The sequence below is a fragment of the Pseudomonas sp. V98_8 genome, assembly GCF_029967975.1.
Lineage (GTDB): Bacteria > Pseudomonadota > Gammaproteobacteria > Pseudomonadales > Pseudomonadaceae > Aquipseudomonas > Aquipseudomonas umsongensis.
This window is the reverse complement of the sequence record NZ_JASCAE010000064.1, coordinates 15,979-31,090: the sequence shown is the minus strand read 5'-3', so window position 1 is coordinate 31,090 and position 15,112 is coordinate 15,979. Positions and strand designations below refer to the sequence as shown.

Below are 15,112 nucleotides of genomic sequence, written 5' to 3'. Positions count from 1 at the left end.
GGCTGCGATCTTTTGATCTTGACCTTAAAAGCAACATCAAAAGATCGCAGCCTGCGGCAGCTCCTACAGGTATGCGTTGGTATCCGATCAGGGAAAGGCCATGTCTGTAGCGGTAATTCAAATGGTCAGCCAGAGCGACGTGCGGGCCAATCTGGCCCAGGCGCGTCAGTTGTTGGAACAAGCGGCCGCGGGCGGTGCGAAATTGGCTGTACTGCCGGAAAATTTCGCCGCCGTGGGCCGGCGCGACATCGCCGACATCGGTCGCGCCGAGGCGTTGGGCGAAGGCCCGATCCTGCCCTGGTTGAAACAGACGGCCCGCGACCTCAAGTTATGGATTGTGGCGGGCACCTTGCCGTTGCCGCCGGTGGATCAACCGACGGCCAAGGTGCATGCCTGCTCGTTGCTGGTTGACGATCAAGGCGAAACGGTCGCTCGCTACGACAAGCTGCACCTGTTTGACGTGGACGTGGCAGACAATCGCGGCCGTTATCGCGAATCCGATGACTATGCTTATGGCAGTGGGATCGTGGTTGCGGATACGCCGGTCGGGCGAGTCGGCCTGACGGTCTGTTATGACCTGCGCTTCCCGGAGCTCTACAGTGAATTGCGTGCTGCTGGCGCGGAGCTGATTACCGCGCCGTCGGCTTTCACCGCCGTCACCGGTGCCGCGCACTGGGATGTGCTGATTCGTGCGCGAGCCATCGAAACCCAGTGTTATGTGCTCGCGGCCGCCCAGGGTGGAACGCATCCTGGGCCGCGGGAAACCTGGGGGCACGCGGCAATCGTCGACCCATGGGGACGGGTGCTGGCACAACAGGATCAAGGCGAGGCCGTGCTGCTGGCCGAACGCGATAGCAGCGAACAGGCGTCCATCCGGGCGCGGATGCCGGTGTCCAGTCACCGGCGCTTTTTCTCGCAGGGCGCCCAGCGGCCTGCCTCAGAACGATGAATTTAAGGCGTAAAGCATATGAGCGAGTTGTTGTCCTCAGTCAGTGAGCACCTCCTGGCACCCGGTGGCGTAACGATCGAAAGCCTGCAAGGTGTGCTGGGCGACCTGGCCGGCCCTGGCATCGATGCCGCCGACCTGTATTTCCAGGGGCAGATTTCCGAGTCCTGGGCGCTGGAAGACGGCATCGTCAAGGAAGGCAGCTTTAACCTCGACCAAGGGGTTGGTGTTCGCGCGCAATCCGGTGAGAAGACCGGCTTTGCCTACAGCAATGCCATCACCCTGGAAGCTCTGGGCGCGGCGGCCCGTGCCGCCCGGTCGATCTCCCGGGCCGGACAGAATGGCACCGTGCAAGCGTTCACCAGCCAGGATGTGGCGCAGTTGTATGGGCCGGACAATCCGCTGGAAGTGCTGACCCGTGCCGAGAAAGTCGACCTGCTCAAGCGCATCGATGCCGCCACCCGTGCCCTTGATCCGCGTATCCAGCAAGTCACCGTGAGCATGGCCGGAGTCTGGGAGCGGATCCTGGTGGCGTCCACCGATGGCGGCCTGGCGGCGGATGTGCGGCCACTGGTGCGTTTCAACGTCAGTGTGATAGTAGAACAGAACGGCCGTCGCGAACGCGGTGGTCACGGCGGTGGCGGGCGTACCGATTACCGTTATTTCCTGGCTGAAGATCGCGCCATGGGTTATGCCCGTGAAGCGTTGCGCCAGGCGCTGGTCAACCTGGAAGCCATTCCGGCGCCGGCCGGAACCCTGCCGGTGGTGCTGGGCTCCGGTTGGTCGGGCGTGCTGCTGCATGAAGCGGTCGGCCACGGCCTGGAAGGCGACTTCAACCGCAAGGGCAGTTCGGCCTACAGCGGGCGCATGGGCGAGAGAGTGGCGTCCAAGCTGTGCACCATCGTCGATGATGGCACCCTGGCTGGTCGTCGTGGCTCCTTGAATGTTGACGACGAAGGCACGCCAACCGAGTGCACCACGCTGATCGAAAACGGCGTACTCAAGGGCTACATGCAGGACAAGCTCAACGCCCGCCTGATGGGCGTGGCCCGCACCGGTAACGGTCGTCGCGAATCCTATGCGCACCTGCCGATGCCGCGCATGACCAACACCTACATGCTGGCCGGCGAAAGCGACCCGCAAGAAATCATCGCATCGGTGAAGCGCGGCATCTACTGCGCCAACCTCGGCGGCGGCCAGGTGGACATCACCAGCGGCAAGTTCGTGTTCTCCACCAGCGAGGCGTACCTGATCGAAGACGGCAAGATCACTGCCCCGGTCAAAGGCGCGACGTTGATCGGCAACGGTCCGGAGGCCATGAGCAAGGTGTCGATGGTCGGTAATGACCTGGAGCTGGACAGCGGTGTGGGGACGTGTGGCAAGGATGGGCAGTCGGTGCCGGTGGGTGTCGGCCAGCCAACGCTGAAGATTGATGCGATCACCGTGGGTGGCACGGGCGCTTAGGGATATACATCCCCCTGTAGGAGCTGCCGCAGGCTGCGATCTTTTGCTTTTTAAAAGATCAAAAGATCGCAGCCTGCGGCAGCTCCTCCAGGGGATGGACGTTAATCAACGCAGGCCGCGTTGAGTCTCGTCCAGCTCACGGATGTACTTGAAGATTTTACGGCTGGATGCAGGAGGCTTGTTTTGCGCAACCTCGTGCTGGGCCTGACGGATCAGGGAACGCAATTGCTGGCGGTCCGCGTCCGGGTAGTCGACGACGAATTTTTCCAGTACGGCATCGTCGCCGGCGATCAGGCGATCGCGCCAACGTTCCAGGTTATGGAAGCGTTCGTTGTACTGGCGAGTGGAGGCATCGAGTTGATCGAGCAAAACCAGAATCGCGTCAGTGTCCTGATCGCGCATCAGTTTGCCGATGAACTGCAGGTGCCGTTTACGCGCGATGTTCGCGGTGTGCTTGGGCGCATCGGCCAGGGCCCGGCGCAAGGCGTCGGTCAACGGCAGTTTTGCCAGCAAGTCAGGCTTGAGCGTTGTAAGGCGCTCGCCGAGGTCAACCAGAGCATGCAGCTCGCGTTTAACCTGGGATTTGCTTTTTTCTCCCGTATCGAGGGAGTCGTCGTAAGAATCAACCATGGTGGCCGTCCGCAAAGAAACGCCGCCATGATAACCAGTCGGGGGCCGCTTGTCCGGCCCGGTCGCTCGATGACCGTTACCGAAAGCAGAATTTGAGTGGAGAACAGCATGAGTGCAGTTGAAAGCGTCGGCCCACAAGCGTTGCCGGCACTGCAAGAACAAGTCGAGCAAATCATCGCTGAAGCCAAGCGCCAGGGCGCCAGTGCCTGTGAAGTGGCGGTGTCCCTCGAGCAGGGCCTGTCGACCACCGTTCGCCAGCGCGAAGTCGAAACCGTCGAGTTCAACCGCGATCAGGGTTTTGGCATCACCTTGTATGTCGGTCAGCGCAAGGGCTCGGCCAGTACGTCGGCCAGTGGGCCAGAGGCGATTCGCGAAACCGTTGCCGCTGCCCTGGCTATCGCCAAGCACACCTCTGAAGACGAAGCCTCGGGCCTGGCGGATGCCGCGCTGATGGCCCGGGATGTCCAGGATTTCGACCTGTTCCACCAATGGGATATCACCCCGGAACAGGCGATCGAGCAGGCGCTGGCCTGTGAGGCCGCGGCGTTTGCTGCCGACAGCCGCATCAGCAATGCCGATGGCACCACCCTGAGCACGCACCAGGGCTGCCGTGTCTACGGCAACAGCCACGGGTTTATCGGCGGTTATGCGTCGACCCGGCACAGTTTGAGTTGCGTCATGATCGCCGAGGCTGATGGCCAGATGCAGCGCGATTATTGGTACGACGTGAATCGCCAAGGCGATCTGCTGGCCGATCCGGTGAGCATCGGCCAAAAAGCCGCGCAACGCGCGGCGAGCCGCCTGGGCGCGCGACCGGTGCCGACGTGCGAGGTGCCGGTGCTGTTTTCCGCGGAGCTGGCCGGCGGGTTGTTCGGCAGCTTCCTCTCGGCTATTTCCGGTGGCAGCCTGTACCGAAAGTCCTCGTTCCTCGAAGGTACGCTGGGGCAGAAGCTGTTTCCGCAATGGCTGACCATCGACGAGCGTCCGCACCTGATGCGTGCCATGGGCAGTGCGGCGTTCGATGGTGATGGCCTGGCGACCTACGCCAAGCCGTTCGTCGAAAAAGGCGAATTGGTGTCCTATATTCTTGGGACCTATTCAGGCCGCAAGCTTGGCATGCCGAGCACCGCCAACGCTGGCGGTGTGCATAACCTGTTCGTCAGCCATGGCGATGAGGACCAGGCCGCCCTGCTGCGTCGCATGGGGCGTGGTCTGTTGGTCACCGAATTGATGGGCCAGGGCCTGAACATGGTGACCGGCGATTACTCTCGTGGTGCGGCGGGTTACTGGGTCGAAAACGGCGAGATCCAGTTCGCGGTGCAGGAAGTGACCATCGCCGGCAACATGCGTGACATGTTCAAGCAGATCGTAGCCGTGGGCAATGATCTGGAACTGCGCAGCAACATTCGCACGGGCTCGGTGCTGATCGAGCGGATGACGGTGGCGGGCAGCTAAGCTTCGCCCTCTGGACAAAAAGGCGCGCCACCCATTGGGTGGCGCGCCTTTTTGTGGGGTTTGGCAAAACCTTTGGGAGCTGGCTTGCCAGCGATGGCGCCAGAAAGATCATCCTGATTCAAGGCTGCCTTCGCCAGCAGGCCCCGGCTCGGACCGAGTTCGGACGGTCCTTGACCTTTACTCGCCTTCGTCGAAATAGTTATTGATCAACGCCACCAGCGCATCCAGCGCTTCCTGTGCCTGCTCGCCTTCCGTGCTCAAATGAATCTTGGTGCCCTTGCCGGCAGCAAGCATCATCATTGCCATGATGCTTTTACCATCGACGGTGGTTTCCGGCGTGCGTCCTACCCTGATCGTGCAATCCTTGTATTGGCCAGCGACCCCAACGAATTTTGCCGAAGCGCGGGCATGCAGGCCCAGCTTGTTGATGATTTCGATTTCCAGAGCAGGCATCGCGGTGTGAATCCTTTAGCTGAGGTCGCGGTGGCGAACCTGGACATTCTTCAGGGATTGCTGCAGGACCTGGCCAAGACGTTCAGTCAGGTAGACGGAGCGGTGATGGCCGCCGGTGCAGCCAATGGCAATGGTGACATAGGCGCGGTTACTGGCGGCAAAACGTGGCAGCCATTTGAGCAGGTACGTAGAAATGTCCTGGAACATTTCCTCCACGTCGGGTTGTGCCGCCAAGTAGTCGGCCACCGGTTGGTCTAGCCCGGACTGCTCGCGCAGTTCCGGCTTCCAGTAAGGATTGGGCAGGCAGCGCACATCGAATACCAGGTCGGCGTCGACCGGCATGCCACGCTTGAACCCGAACGACTCCACGAGAAACGCCGTACCGGGTTCCGGTTGGTTCAGCAGGCGCAGCTTGATGGTATCGCGCAGTTGATACAAATTCAGGCTGGTGGTGTTGAGCTTGAGATCGGCAAGGTCGGCAATCGGTCCGAGCAGGGTGGTCTCGTCGTTGATCGCTTCGGCCAGCGAGCGGTTGGCGTTGCTTAGCGGGTGACGCCGACGGGTTTCCGAGAAACGTTTGAGCAGGGTTTCCTCGTCGGCATCCAGGTACAGGACATCGCACTGGATGTGGCGACTGCGCACTTCTGCCAGTAACTCGGGGAACCGCGACAGGTGGCTTGGCAGGTTGCGAGCATCGATGGACACGGCAACCAGTGGTTGCGCCAGTTCGGTGTGTATCAGCGCTCGCTCGGCCAATTCAGGCAGCAACCCGGCAGGCAGGTTGTCAATGCAGTAGTAACCGTTGTCCTCGAGGACGTCGAGGGCGGTACTTTTACCGGAGCCAGAACGGCCGCTGACGATGATCAAGCGCATGATTAATGACCGTTTTGCTCGTCCAGGACAACCTGATACAAGGCTTCATTGCTCGGGGCGCTGCGCAGTTTCTCACGCACTTCCTTGCGGTCGAGCATGCTGGCGATCTGGCGTAACAGCTCCAGGTGCGCATCAGTAGCGGCTTGCGGGACCAGTAGCACGAACAACAGGTCAACCGGAGCGCCGTCGATGGCGTCGAAATCGATAGGGGCGTCCAGGTGCATCAAGGCACTGATGGGCGCATCACAGCCCTTTAGACGGCAGTGGGGAATGGCGATGCCGTTACCAAAGCCGGTGGAGCCGAGTTTTTCACGGGCGACCAGGCTCTCGAAAACATCCTGCATGGCCAGATCCGGCACTTCGCGATGGATGAGGTTGGCAATTTGCTCGAGGGCTTTCTTTTTACTGCCGCCCGGCACGTTCACCAGGGAACGGCCGGGGGTCAGGATGCTTTCAAGTCGGATCATGGGTTGGGAGTGTTAACGACCCGTAGCGCCCTGGAGGAGGCTCTGAGTCTTTTCCTTATGCTTTTTGAGTTGTTTATCCAGCTTGTCGGTCAGTGCGTCGATTGCCGCGTACATATCGGTATGTTCCGCGTTGGCGACGACCTCATTGCCGGGTATATGCAGCGTGGCTTCGATTTTCTGCTTCAACTTTTCGACGCACATCGTGACTTGCACGTTGGTGATCTTGTCGAAATGCCCCTCGAGCTTCTTGAACTTGAGCTCGACGTATTCACGCAGGGGCTTGGTCACTTCCAGTTGGTGTCCACTGATGTTGACTTGCATACAGCTTCTCCTTCGTTGCCAGTGCATAAAGCGGCAGATCCAGATGATCTGCCACTGGAACGCTGTGGCGTGGCCCTACATCAACCGCTTGCGTTCGCTCGAAGGCGCGATCCCGAGGGATTCGCGGTACTTGGCGACGGTGCGGCGAGCCACCTGAATGCCTTGTGCCTCCAGTAAACCAGCGATCTTGCTGTCACTCAACGGCTTTTTCTGATTTTCCGCCGCCACCAGTTTTTTGATGATCGCGCGAATCGCCGTGGACGAGCATTCTCCGCCCTCGGAGGTGCTGACGTGACTGGAGAAAAAGTATTTCAGTTCATAAATGCCCCGAGGGGTATGCATGAATTTCTGCGTGGTAACCCGCGAAATCGTCGACTCATGCATGCCGACCGCTTCGGCGATGTCATGCAGGACCAATGGCTTCATGGCTTCGTCGCCATACTCCAGGAAGCCGCGCTGATGCTCGACGATCTGCGTGGCCACTTTCATCAGGGTTTCGTTGCGGCTTTGCAGGCTCTTGATGAACCAGCGGGCTTCCTGCAGTTGATTGCGCATGAAGGTGTTGTCGGCGCTGGTGTCGGCACGACGAACGAAGCCCGCATACTGGGCGTTGACCCTCAGGCGGGGCACCGACTCCTGGTTGAGCTCCACCAGCCAGCGTTCGTTATCCTTGCGTACGATCACGTCCGGAACCACGTATTCGGCTTCGGTCGACTCGATTTGCGAGCCCGGGCGCGGGTTAAGGCTCTGGACCAGCTCGATCACCTGGCGCAGCTCATCTTCCTTGAGCTTCATGCGGCGCATCAGCTGGCTGTAGTCGCGGCTGCCGAGCAAGTCGATGTAGTCAGTGACCAGGCGCTTGGCTTCGGCCAGCCAAGGCGTCTTGGCGGGCAGTTGGCGCAATTGCAGCAGCAGGCATTCACCCAGGTTGCGTGCGCCGATGCCGGCAGGTTCGAATTGCTGGATGCGGTGCAGGACGGCTTCGATTTCGTCCAGTTCGATGTCCAGTTCCGGATCGAAGGCTTCGAGGATTTCCTCCAGCGTCTCGTCCAGGTAGCCCTGGTTGTTGATGCAATCGATCAGGGTCACGGCGATCAGGCGATCGGTGTCGGACATCGGTGCCAGGTTCAATTGCCACAGCAGGTGGCTTTGCAGGCTCTCGCCGGCTGATGTGCGGGTGGTGAAATCCCACTCGTCGTCATCGTTGCTTGGCAGGCTGCTGGCGCTGGTCTGGTAGACGTCTTCCCAGGCGGTGTCGACAGGCAGTTCGTTGGGAATGCGCTCGTTCCAGTCGCCTTCCTCGATATTATCGACGGTCGTGGCGCTTTCCTGGTAGGAAGGTTCCTGAGTGTCGGTACTGGGTTTGTGTTCGGCGTTGTCGGCCAGCGGGTCGGAATTGTCGAAGTCGTCGCCTTCTTCCTGGCGCTCGAGCATCGGATTGGACTCCAGGGCCTCCTGGATTTCCTGTTGCAGGTCCAGGGTCGACAATTGGAGCAGGCGGATGGCCTGTTGCAGCTGCGGTGTCATCGTCAGCTGCTGGCCCATTCTCAAGACTAGCGATGGTTTCATGGCAGGGGCTTAACACCTTATTCGCCGGCGCACATGCGCCATCCACTACAGGGCGCCGGAGCGCCAAACATAAGCAAATTATATGCCCGAAATCGCGGCGTTTGCCTAGAGCGCTGTAACAATAAAAAAAGGTTGATTTTTTATTGCGCCAAGCGCTCTGCCGACTCGCCGGGCACCGCGATGCTTACAGGCGGAATTCATGCCCCAGGTACACTTCTTTCACTAGGTCATTGGCCAGGATGGTTTCAGCGTCGCCTTCGGCGATCAGTTGACCATCGTTGACAATATAGGCGGTTTCGCAGATATCCAGGGTTTCACGGACGTTGTGGTCGGTGATCAGCACGCCGATGCCCTTGGCCTTGAGGTGGTGGATAATCTGCTTGATGTCACCCACCGAGATCGGGTCCACGCCGGCGAACGGTTCGTCGAGCAGGATGAATTTCGGGTTGGTGGCCAGTGCCCGGGCGATTTCCACGCGGCGGCGTTCGCCACCGGACAGGCTCATGCCGAGGTTGTCGCGGATGTGGCTGATGTGGAACTCCTGCAGCAGGCTTTCCAGTTCCTTGCGGCGACCGGCCTTGTCGAGTTCCTTGCGGGTCTCGAGGATGGCCATGATGTTGTCGGCCACGGAGAGTTTGCGGAAGATCGACGCTTCTTGCGGCAGATAACCGATACCCGCCTTGGCACGACCGTGCATCGGCTGGTGGCTGACATCGAGGTCATCGATCAGCACGCGACCCTGATCGGCCTGTACCAGGCCGACGATCATGTAGAAACAGGTGGTCTTGCCGGCGCCGTTGGGGCCGAGCAGGCCGACGATCTGGCCGCTGTCGATGGACAGGCTGACGTCTCGCACGACCTGGCGGCTCTTGTAGCTCTTCGCCAGGTGCTGGGCTTTCAGAGTTGCCATTAAGGGGCCTTTTGCTCGTCGGTTTTCTTTTTCGGCTGGATCACCATGTCGATGCGCGGACGCGACTCGGTCACCTTGCTGCCCGTTGCGCGACCGGCGCTGGCCAGCTTTTTCTCGGTGTCATAGACGATTTTCTCGCCTTGAGTGACGTTGCTGTCCTTGTCGATGACCTTGGCGCGGTCGATCAGCACGACACGATTTTGCTTGGCGAGGTACTGGATGGTCACGCCCCATCCCTGCACGGGCTTGGTGTCGCCTGCGGTCTGCAGTTGCTCGAAGTAGGCCAGGTTACCCACCGAGGTCACCACGTCGACGTCGCCATCGGGGGCGCGGGTCATGGTCACCTTGTTGCCCTTGACAATGATCGAGCCCTGGGTGATGACCACATCGCCCGTATAGGTGGCCACACCGTTCTTGTCGTCCAGTTGGGCGTCGTCGGCCTGGATGCGGATGGGTTGCTGCTGATCGTCCGGCAGAGCCCAGGCGCTCACGCTTCCCAGTGCTGCGCCCAGACTGAGCAAAATAGGGAGGGTTTTAACGAGCCTCATACTGTCCTCTTACGTTCGATAGCAGGTGTATCCTGCTTTCTTTCAAATACGCCTTCATGCCGACACCAGTCGATACACCGCCAGCGCCGTCGATTCTAACGGGTTGCTGAGTCTGCGCATATTGCTGCTGCGGGAACACGGTCATGCGAGTACTGGTGATCAGGGTGTCGCGGTTCTTTTCGTCGGTACGCTTGACGCGCACGTTGTCGATCAGTTCGACTTCGGTCCCGCCGGAGTTCACCTCACCGTGATCGCTGGTCACATGCCACGGAAAATCGGTGCCGCGGTACATGTTCAGGTCGGGCTTGGTCACCAGCGTGATGTCGGTTGCCTTGACGTGCTCGGCCTTTTCCGACGTCATTTCGTACTGCACCTTGCCGTCTTCGAGGTACTGCAAGGTATGAGTGTTGGTCGCGTACCAGTCAATCGGGCTTTCTTCAGTCTTGGCCGGTGGCTTGTCGAGGAAGCGTTCCGGGCTGATGTTCCAGTAGCCGACCGCAGCGAAAATCGCCACGATGCAACTGACCACCAATGTCTTGCGAACTTTTTTGCTGAACATGATTTGGCTCACAGGTACGCGGCATTGGCCGCATCGAGGCGGCCCTGGGCGCGCAGGATCAATTCGCAGAACTCGCGGGCAGCACCTTCGCCACCACGGGCCAGGGTAATGCCATGCGCGTGTTCGCGCACGAAGCTGGCGGCGTTGGCCACTGCCATGCCCAGGCCGACGCGGCGGATCACCGGCAGGTCCGGCAGGTCGTCACCGAGGTAGGCGACCTGTTCATAGCTTAGGCCGAGTTGCGCAAGAAGCTCGTCGAGTACCACCAGTTTGTCTTCGCGACCCTGGTACAGGTGGGGAATGCCGAGGTTCTTCGCGCGTCGTTCGACTACCGGGGTTTTGCGGCCGCTGATGATCGCGGTCTGTACGCCGGCGGCCATCAGCATCTTGATGCCCTGGCCGTCGAGGGTGTTGAACGTCTTGAATTCGCTACCGTCTTCGAGGAAGTACAGGCGCCCGTCGGTCAGGACGCCGTCGACGTCGAACACCGCCAGTTTGATTTGTTGGCCGCGTTGCAGCAGGTCCGTGCTCATTACATTACTCCCGCACGCAGCAAGTCGTGCATGTTCAGGGCACCGACCGGGCGATCTTCGCTGTCGACCACGACCAGCGCGTTGATTTTGTGATCTTCCATTATTTTCAAGGCCTCGGCGGCGAGCATTTCGGCGCGGGCCGTCTTGCCATGGGCCGTCATGACCTGATCAATAGTGGCGGTGTGGATGTCGATGCTGCGGTCCAGCGTGCGGCGCAAATCACCGTCGGTGAAGATCCCGGCCAGCTTGCCGTCGGTCTCGAGTATCACGGTCATGCCCAGGCCCTTGCGGGTCATTTCCATCAGCGCATCCTTGAGCAGGGTGCCGCGCTGTACCTGCGGCAGCTCTTGCCCGGCGTGCATGACGTCTTCCACTTTCAGCAGCAGGCGTCGGCCCAGTGCACCGCCCGGATGGGAAAAGGCGAAATCCTCAGCGGTAAAGCCGCGGGCTTCCAGCAGCGCGACGGCCAGGGCGTCACCCATGACCAGTGCCGCGGTCGTCGACGAGGTGGGCGCCAGGTTCAATGGGCAGGCCTCGTGGTCGACCTGTACATTCAGGTTGACCTCTGCCGCCTTGGCCAGCGGCGAGTCGGGCTTGCCGGTCATGCTGATCAGCTGGATGCCCAGGCGCTTGATCAGCGGCAGCAGGGTGATGATTTCATGGGTCGAGCCGGAGTTCGACAGCGCCAGGATGATGTCGTCGCGGGTGATCATGCCCATGTCGCCATGGCTGGCTTCGGCCGGGTGCACGAAAAACGCCGTAGTGCCGGTACTGGCCAGGGTGGCGGCGATCTTGTTGCCGATGTGCCCCGATTTGCCCATGCCGACCACGACGACGCGGCCTTTGCTGGCCAGAATCATTTCGCAGGCGCGCACGAAATCCTTGTCGATACGGGGCAGCAAGCTTTTTACGGCTTCCAGTTCGAGGCGGATGGTGCGTTGTGCTGACTTGATCAGGTCGCTGGATTGGCTCATTTTGAAAATGTTTGGCCTGGTGAAAAGGCGGCGATTATAGCCGGTATGGTTGAAACCCTCACGCAAGTTCGTTGCCCATTGTCATCTGTTGTTACCGAATCCCCTCTAGATGGAGCTTTCTGGCTGTCACGTCGCTGAACATGGTCTGGCATTGGCCTTGGGCGCGTGACGCTTGCAGTGATATAGTTCGCCGCCAGTTCGGCCCGCCCAGGAGTATGTGCTTTTGTCAGGAAGCCAGGCGTCCGAGTGTGAGGCTGCATCGCAAGGAGTTTAGATGAGTGCCGATAACGCCTACGCGGTCGAGCTGAAGGGACTGACCTTCAAGCGCGGTGCGCGCAGCATTTTCAATAACATTGATATCCGCATCCCGCGCGGCAAGGTCACCGGCATCATGGGGCCTTCCGGGTGTGGCAAGACCACGCTGTTGCGTTTGATGGGCGCGCAGTTGCGGCCTGCCAGTGGCGAAGTATGGGTCAATGGTCAGAACCTGCCGGCGTTGTCGCGCAGTGATCTGTTCGATGCACGCAAGCACATGGGCGTGCTGTTTCAGAGTGGCGCACTGTTTACCGACCTCGATGTCTTCGAGAACGTCGCGTTCCCATTGCGCGTTCATACCAAGCTGCCCGAAGAAATGATCCGCGACATCGTCCTGCTCAAATTGCAGGCCGTGGGATTGCGCGGTGCGATCGACCTGATGCCCGACGAACTGTCCGGCGGCATGAAGCGTCGCGTCGCACTGGCGCGGGCGATTGCGCTCGATCCGCAGATTCTCATGTATGACGAGCCCTTCGTCGGACAGGACCCCATTGCCATGGGCGTGCTGGTGCGCCTGATCCGCTTGCTCAACGATGCGCTGGGCATTACCAGTATCGTGGTTTCCCATGACCTGGCCGAAACCGCCAGCATCGCCGACTACATCTATGTCGTGGGCGACGGGCAGGTGTTGGGGCAGGGCTCGCCCGCCGAGCTGATGAACTCGGACGATCCGCGTATCCGTCAATTCATGACAGGCGAGCCCGACGGTCCGGTCCCCTATCACTTTCCAGCGACGGATTACCGCGCAGATCTCCTGGGGAAGCGTTGATGCGCAAGATTTCACTTTTGGAAAGGGTGCGCCGGTTCGGCCATGGCGGCATCGACGTGCTGGCGGTGTTCGGGCGCTCTTCGCTGTTCCTGTTCCATGCATTGCTGGGGCGTGGTGGCATCGGTGGCGGGTTTGGCCTGCTGGTCAAGCAACTGCATTCAGTGGGCGTGATGTCCCTGGTGATCATCGTGGTCTCCGGGATATTCATCGGCATGGTGCTGGCGCTGCAAGGCTTCAACATCCTGTCCAGCTACGGTTCGGAGCAGGCGGTGGGGCAGATGGTGGCGCTGACGCTGCTGCGTGAGCTGGGGCCGGTGGTCACGGCATTGCTGTTCGCCGGGCGTGCCGGTTCGGCACTGACCGCGGAAATCGGCAACATGAAGTCCACCGAACAGCTCTCCAGCCTGGAGATGATCGGGGTGGACCCGCTCAAGTACATCATTGCCCCGCGCCTGTGGGCCGGCTTCATTTCCCTGCCGGTGCTGGCGATGATCTTCAGCGTGGTGGGTATCTGGGGCGGTTCCTGGGTGGCCGTCGACTGGCTGGGTGTCTATGAAGGCTCCTACTGGTCGAACATGCAGAACAGCGTGACCTTTGTCGACGATGTGCTCAACGGCATCATCAAAAGCATGGTCTTCGCCTTTGTCGTGACCTGGATCGCCGTATTCCAAGGCTATGACTGTGAACCCACTTCAGAGGGGATCAGCCGTGCCACTACCAAGACCGTGGTGTATGCCTCTTTGGCTGTGCTCGGCCTGGACTTTATTCTGACCGCCTTGATGTTTGGAGATTTCTGATGCAAAACCGCACCCTGGAAATCGGTGTCGGCCTTTTCTTGCTGGCTGGCATCCTGGCTTTGCTGTTGCTGGCGTTGCGGGTCAGTGGACTGTCCCCGAGCCCGAGCACCGAAACCTATAAACTTTATGCGTATTTCGACAATATCGCCGGTTTGACTGTCAGAGCTAAAGTGACCATGGCCGGTGTGACCATCGGCAAGGTCACGGCAATCGATCTGGATCGCGACAGTTTCACTGGTCGGGTAACCATGCAACTGGAGAAGCGCGTAGATAACCTACCGGCAGACTCCACTGCATCTATCCTGACCGCTGGCCTGTTGGGCGAGAAGTACATCGGTATCAGCGTGGGCGGGGAAGAAGCCTTGCTCAAGGATGGTGGGACCATCCACGACACCCAGTCGTCGCTGGTGCTCGAGGACCTGATCGGTAAATTCCTGCTCAATACCGTTAGCAAAGACGCCAAATGAGGAGCTTTTGAATGATCTCTACCTTGCGACGTGGCCTGTTGGTTTTGCTCGCGGCCTTGCCGATGATGGCCAATGCCGTGGCGGCGCCTAGCGCGCACGAGCTGGTCCAGGACACCACCAACCGGCTGCTGGCCGACCTGGCCGCCAACAAAGAGAAGTACAAGCAGGATCCGCAGGACTTCTACGCGGCGCTCAACAGCATTGTCGGGCCTGTAGTGGATGCCGAAGGTATTTCCAAGAGCATCATGACGGTCAAGTACTCGCGCAAGGCGACCCCTGCGCAAATGAAGACCTTTGAAGAAAACTTCAAGAAGGGTCTGTTCCAGTTCTATGGCAATGCCTTGCTTGAGTACAACAACCAAGGCATCACCGTTGATCCTGCCAAGGACGAGTCGGGCAACCGTACGAGTGTCGGCATGACAGTCAAGGGCAGCAACGGCGCGATCTATCCTGTGTCCTACACACTGGAAAAGGTCGGTGGCGAGTGGAAGCTGCGCAACGTCATCATCAACGGTATCAACATTGGCAAGCTGTTCCGTGATCAGTTCGCTGATGCGATGCAGCGCAATGGCAACGACCTGGACAAAACCATCAATGGTTGGGCCGGGGAAGTCGCCAAGGCCAAGGAAACCGCTGAGCAATCCACCGAGAAACAGACCCAATGAGTGAGTCGGCGGTCCAGATAGACGACGCCGGCGAGCTGCGGCTCAGCGGTGTGCTGGATTATCGCACCGGCCCTCAATTGCGCGAGCAGGGGCAGGCGCTGATCAAGGCAAGCAAGGCCGCGGCCGTGGTAGTCGATTGTTCGGCGGTGGAGAAATCCAGCAGCGTCGGTCTGTCGTTGCTGTTGTGTTTCATGCGAGATGCCCAGGCGGCCGGCAAGGCGCTGAGCATCCGCGGGATGCCAGAAGACATGCGCGAAATCGCTCAGGTCAGTGAACTGACCGAGCTGTTGGCGCATCCCTAACCCGCATCTATAAAGAAGCCCCCCGTCAGAGTCCTGCTTCCCGGGGTTCGCAGGCGCGGGGCTTTTTTGTATGATGTCCGACCCGCGCGCACAGG

19 protein-coding genes are annotated in these 15,112 nt (G+C 60.0%); 8 read left to right on the top strand and 11 right to left on the bottom strand.

Annotated elements, in window-relative coordinates; genetic code table 11:
• The first annotated feature begins 100 nt into the window (after positions 1–100).
• Entirely contained in the window at positions 101–949 is an 849-nt protein-coding gene (locus tag QLG10_RS21160) for a carbon-nitrogen hydrolase family protein (protein WP_282487968.1), read from the top strand.
• Between the two features lie 18 nt (positions 950–967).
• The gene (gene tldD, locus QLG10_RS21155; RefSeq protein WP_282487967.1) at positions 968–2,410 is read left to right on the top strand and encodes a metalloprotease TldD; all 1,443 of its coding nucleotides are present in this window, start codon (positions 968–970) and stop codon (positions 2,408–2,410) included.
• A gap of 105 nt (positions 2,411–2,515) precedes the next feature.
• Here tldD and yjgA read toward each other — a convergent pair whose 3' ends face one another.
• Positions 2,516–3,040 (bottom strand): ribosome biogenesis factor YjgA, encoded by a 525-nt coding sequence (gene yjgA / locus QLG10_RS21150; protein ID WP_008054354.1) that lies wholly within the window; start codon positions 3,038–3,040, stop codon positions 2,516–2,518.
• 108 nt (positions 3,041–3,148) lie between these two features.
• Here yjgA and pmbA point away from each other — a divergent pair, with 108 nt between their 5' ends.
• On the top strand, positions 3,149–4,495 hold the full coding sequence (gene pmbA, locus QLG10_RS21145; RefSeq protein ID WP_248678163.1) for a metalloprotease PmbA: 1,347 nt from the start codon (positions 3,149–3,151) through the stop codon (positions 4,493–4,495).
• 177 nt (positions 4,496–4,672) lie between these two features.
• Here pmbA and QLG10_RS21140 read toward each other — a convergent pair whose 3' ends face one another.
• The 10 genes from QLG10_RS21140 to QLG10_RS21095 all read right to left on the bottom strand — a co-directional run bounded on the left by QLG10_RS21140 (position 4,673) and on the right by QLG10_RS21095 (position 11,702).
• A complete protein-coding gene (locus tag QLG10_RS21140; RefSeq protein WP_020796637.1) occupies positions 4,673–4,948 on the bottom strand; it encodes an HPr family phosphocarrier protein in 276 nt (91 codons plus the stop codon).
• Between the two features lie 15 nt (positions 4,949–4,963).
• Entirely contained in the window at positions 4,964–5,821 is an 858-nt protein-coding gene (rapZ, locus tag QLG10_RS21135; protein ID WP_083348227.1) for an RNase adapter RapZ, read from the bottom strand.
• Between the two features lie 2 nt (positions 5,822–5,823).
• Positions 5,824–6,288 (bottom strand): PTS IIA-like nitrogen regulatory protein PtsN, encoded by a 465-nt coding sequence (gene ptsN, locus QLG10_RS21130; protein WP_110746820.1) that lies wholly within the window; start codon positions 6,286–6,288, stop codon positions 5,824–5,826.
• A 12-nt stretch (positions 6,289–6,300) separates the two neighbouring features.
• Positions 6,301–6,609 carry a ribosome-associated translation inhibitor RaiA gene (raiA, locus tag QLG10_RS21125; protein WP_020796640.1) on the bottom strand — a complete coding sequence of 103 codons (309 nt, stop codon included), beginning with the start codon at positions 6,607–6,609 and terminating at the stop codon, positions 6,301–6,303.
• A 75-nt stretch (positions 6,610–6,684) separates the two neighbouring features.
• On the bottom strand, positions 6,685–8,178 hold the full coding sequence (locus QLG10_RS21120; RefSeq protein WP_033044849.1) for an RNA polymerase factor sigma-54: 1,494 nt from the start codon (positions 8,176–8,178) through the stop codon (positions 6,685–6,687).
• Between the two features lie 184 nt (positions 8,179–8,362).
• Positions 8,363–9,088, bottom strand: coding sequence for an LPS export ABC transporter ATP-binding protein (gene lptB, locus QLG10_RS21115; protein WP_008054366.1), 726 nt, complete (start codon positions 9,086–9,088; stop codon positions 8,363–8,365).
• On the bottom strand, positions 9,088–9,636 hold the full coding sequence (gene lptA / locus QLG10_RS21110) for a lipopolysaccharide transport periplasmic protein LptA (protein WP_033044848.1): 549 nt from the start codon (positions 9,634–9,636) through the stop codon (positions 9,088–9,090). The genes lptB and lptA overlap by 1 nt, the downstream gene beginning before the upstream one ends.
• The gene (gene lptC / locus QLG10_RS21105; RefSeq protein ID WP_020796643.1) at positions 9,623–10,195 is read right to left on the bottom strand and encodes an LPS export ABC transporter periplasmic protein LptC; all 573 of its coding nucleotides are present in this window, start codon (positions 10,193–10,195) and stop codon (positions 9,623–9,625) included. Before lptC ends, lptA begins: the two co-directional genes overlap by 14 nt.
• Positions 10,196–10,203: 8 nt before the next feature.
• Positions 10,204–10,728 (bottom strand): HAD family hydrolase, encoded by a 525-nt coding sequence (locus QLG10_RS21100; RefSeq protein ID WP_020796644.1) that lies wholly within the window; start codon positions 10,726–10,728, stop codon positions 10,204–10,206.
• Positions 10,728–11,702 carry a KpsF/GutQ family sugar-phosphate isomerase gene (locus QLG10_RS21095; RefSeq protein ID WP_110747074.1) on the bottom strand — a complete coding sequence of 325 codons (975 nt, stop codon included), beginning with the start codon at positions 11,700–11,702 and terminating at the stop codon, positions 10,728–10,730. Before QLG10_RS21095 ends, QLG10_RS21100 begins: the two co-directional genes overlap by 1 nt.
• 274 nt (positions 11,703–11,976) lie before the next feature.
• Between QLG10_RS21095 and QLG10_RS21090 the strand changes: the two genes are divergently transcribed.
• The 5 genes from QLG10_RS21090 to QLG10_RS21070 are packed head-to-tail and all read left to right on the top strand — an operon-like array spanning position 11,977 to position 15,017.
• Positions 11,977–12,786, top strand: a complete 810-nt coding sequence (locus QLG10_RS21090; protein ID WP_110746824.1) for an ATP-binding cassette domain-containing protein — start codon at positions 11,977–11,979, stop codon at positions 12,784–12,786.
• Entirely contained in the window at positions 12,786–13,583 is a 798-nt protein-coding gene (gene mlaE / locus QLG10_RS21085; RefSeq protein WP_110746826.1) for a lipid asymmetry maintenance ABC transporter permease subunit MlaE, read from the top strand. Before QLG10_RS21090 ends, mlaE begins: the two co-directional genes overlap by 1 nt.
• Positions 13,583–14,050 (top strand): outer membrane lipid asymmetry maintenance protein MlaD, encoded by a 468-nt coding sequence (mlaD, locus tag QLG10_RS21080; RefSeq protein ID WP_008054374.1) that lies wholly within the window; start codon positions 13,583–13,585, stop codon positions 14,048–14,050. The genes mlaE and mlaD overlap by 1 nt, the downstream gene beginning before the upstream one ends.
• Positions 14,051–14,061: 11 nt before the next feature.
• Positions 14,062–14,715, top strand: a complete 654-nt coding sequence (locus QLG10_RS21075) for an ABC transporter substrate-binding protein (RefSeq protein ID WP_110746828.1) — start codon at positions 14,062–14,064, stop codon at positions 14,713–14,715.
• Positions 14,712–15,017: an STAS domain-containing protein gene (locus tag QLG10_RS21070; protein WP_110746829.1), complete on the top strand. Its 306-nt coding sequence runs from the start codon at positions 14,712–14,714 to the stop codon at positions 15,015–15,017. The genes QLG10_RS21075 and QLG10_RS21070 overlap by 4 nt, the downstream gene beginning before the upstream one ends.
• The last annotated feature ends 95 nt before the right edge of the window (positions 15,018–15,112 follow it).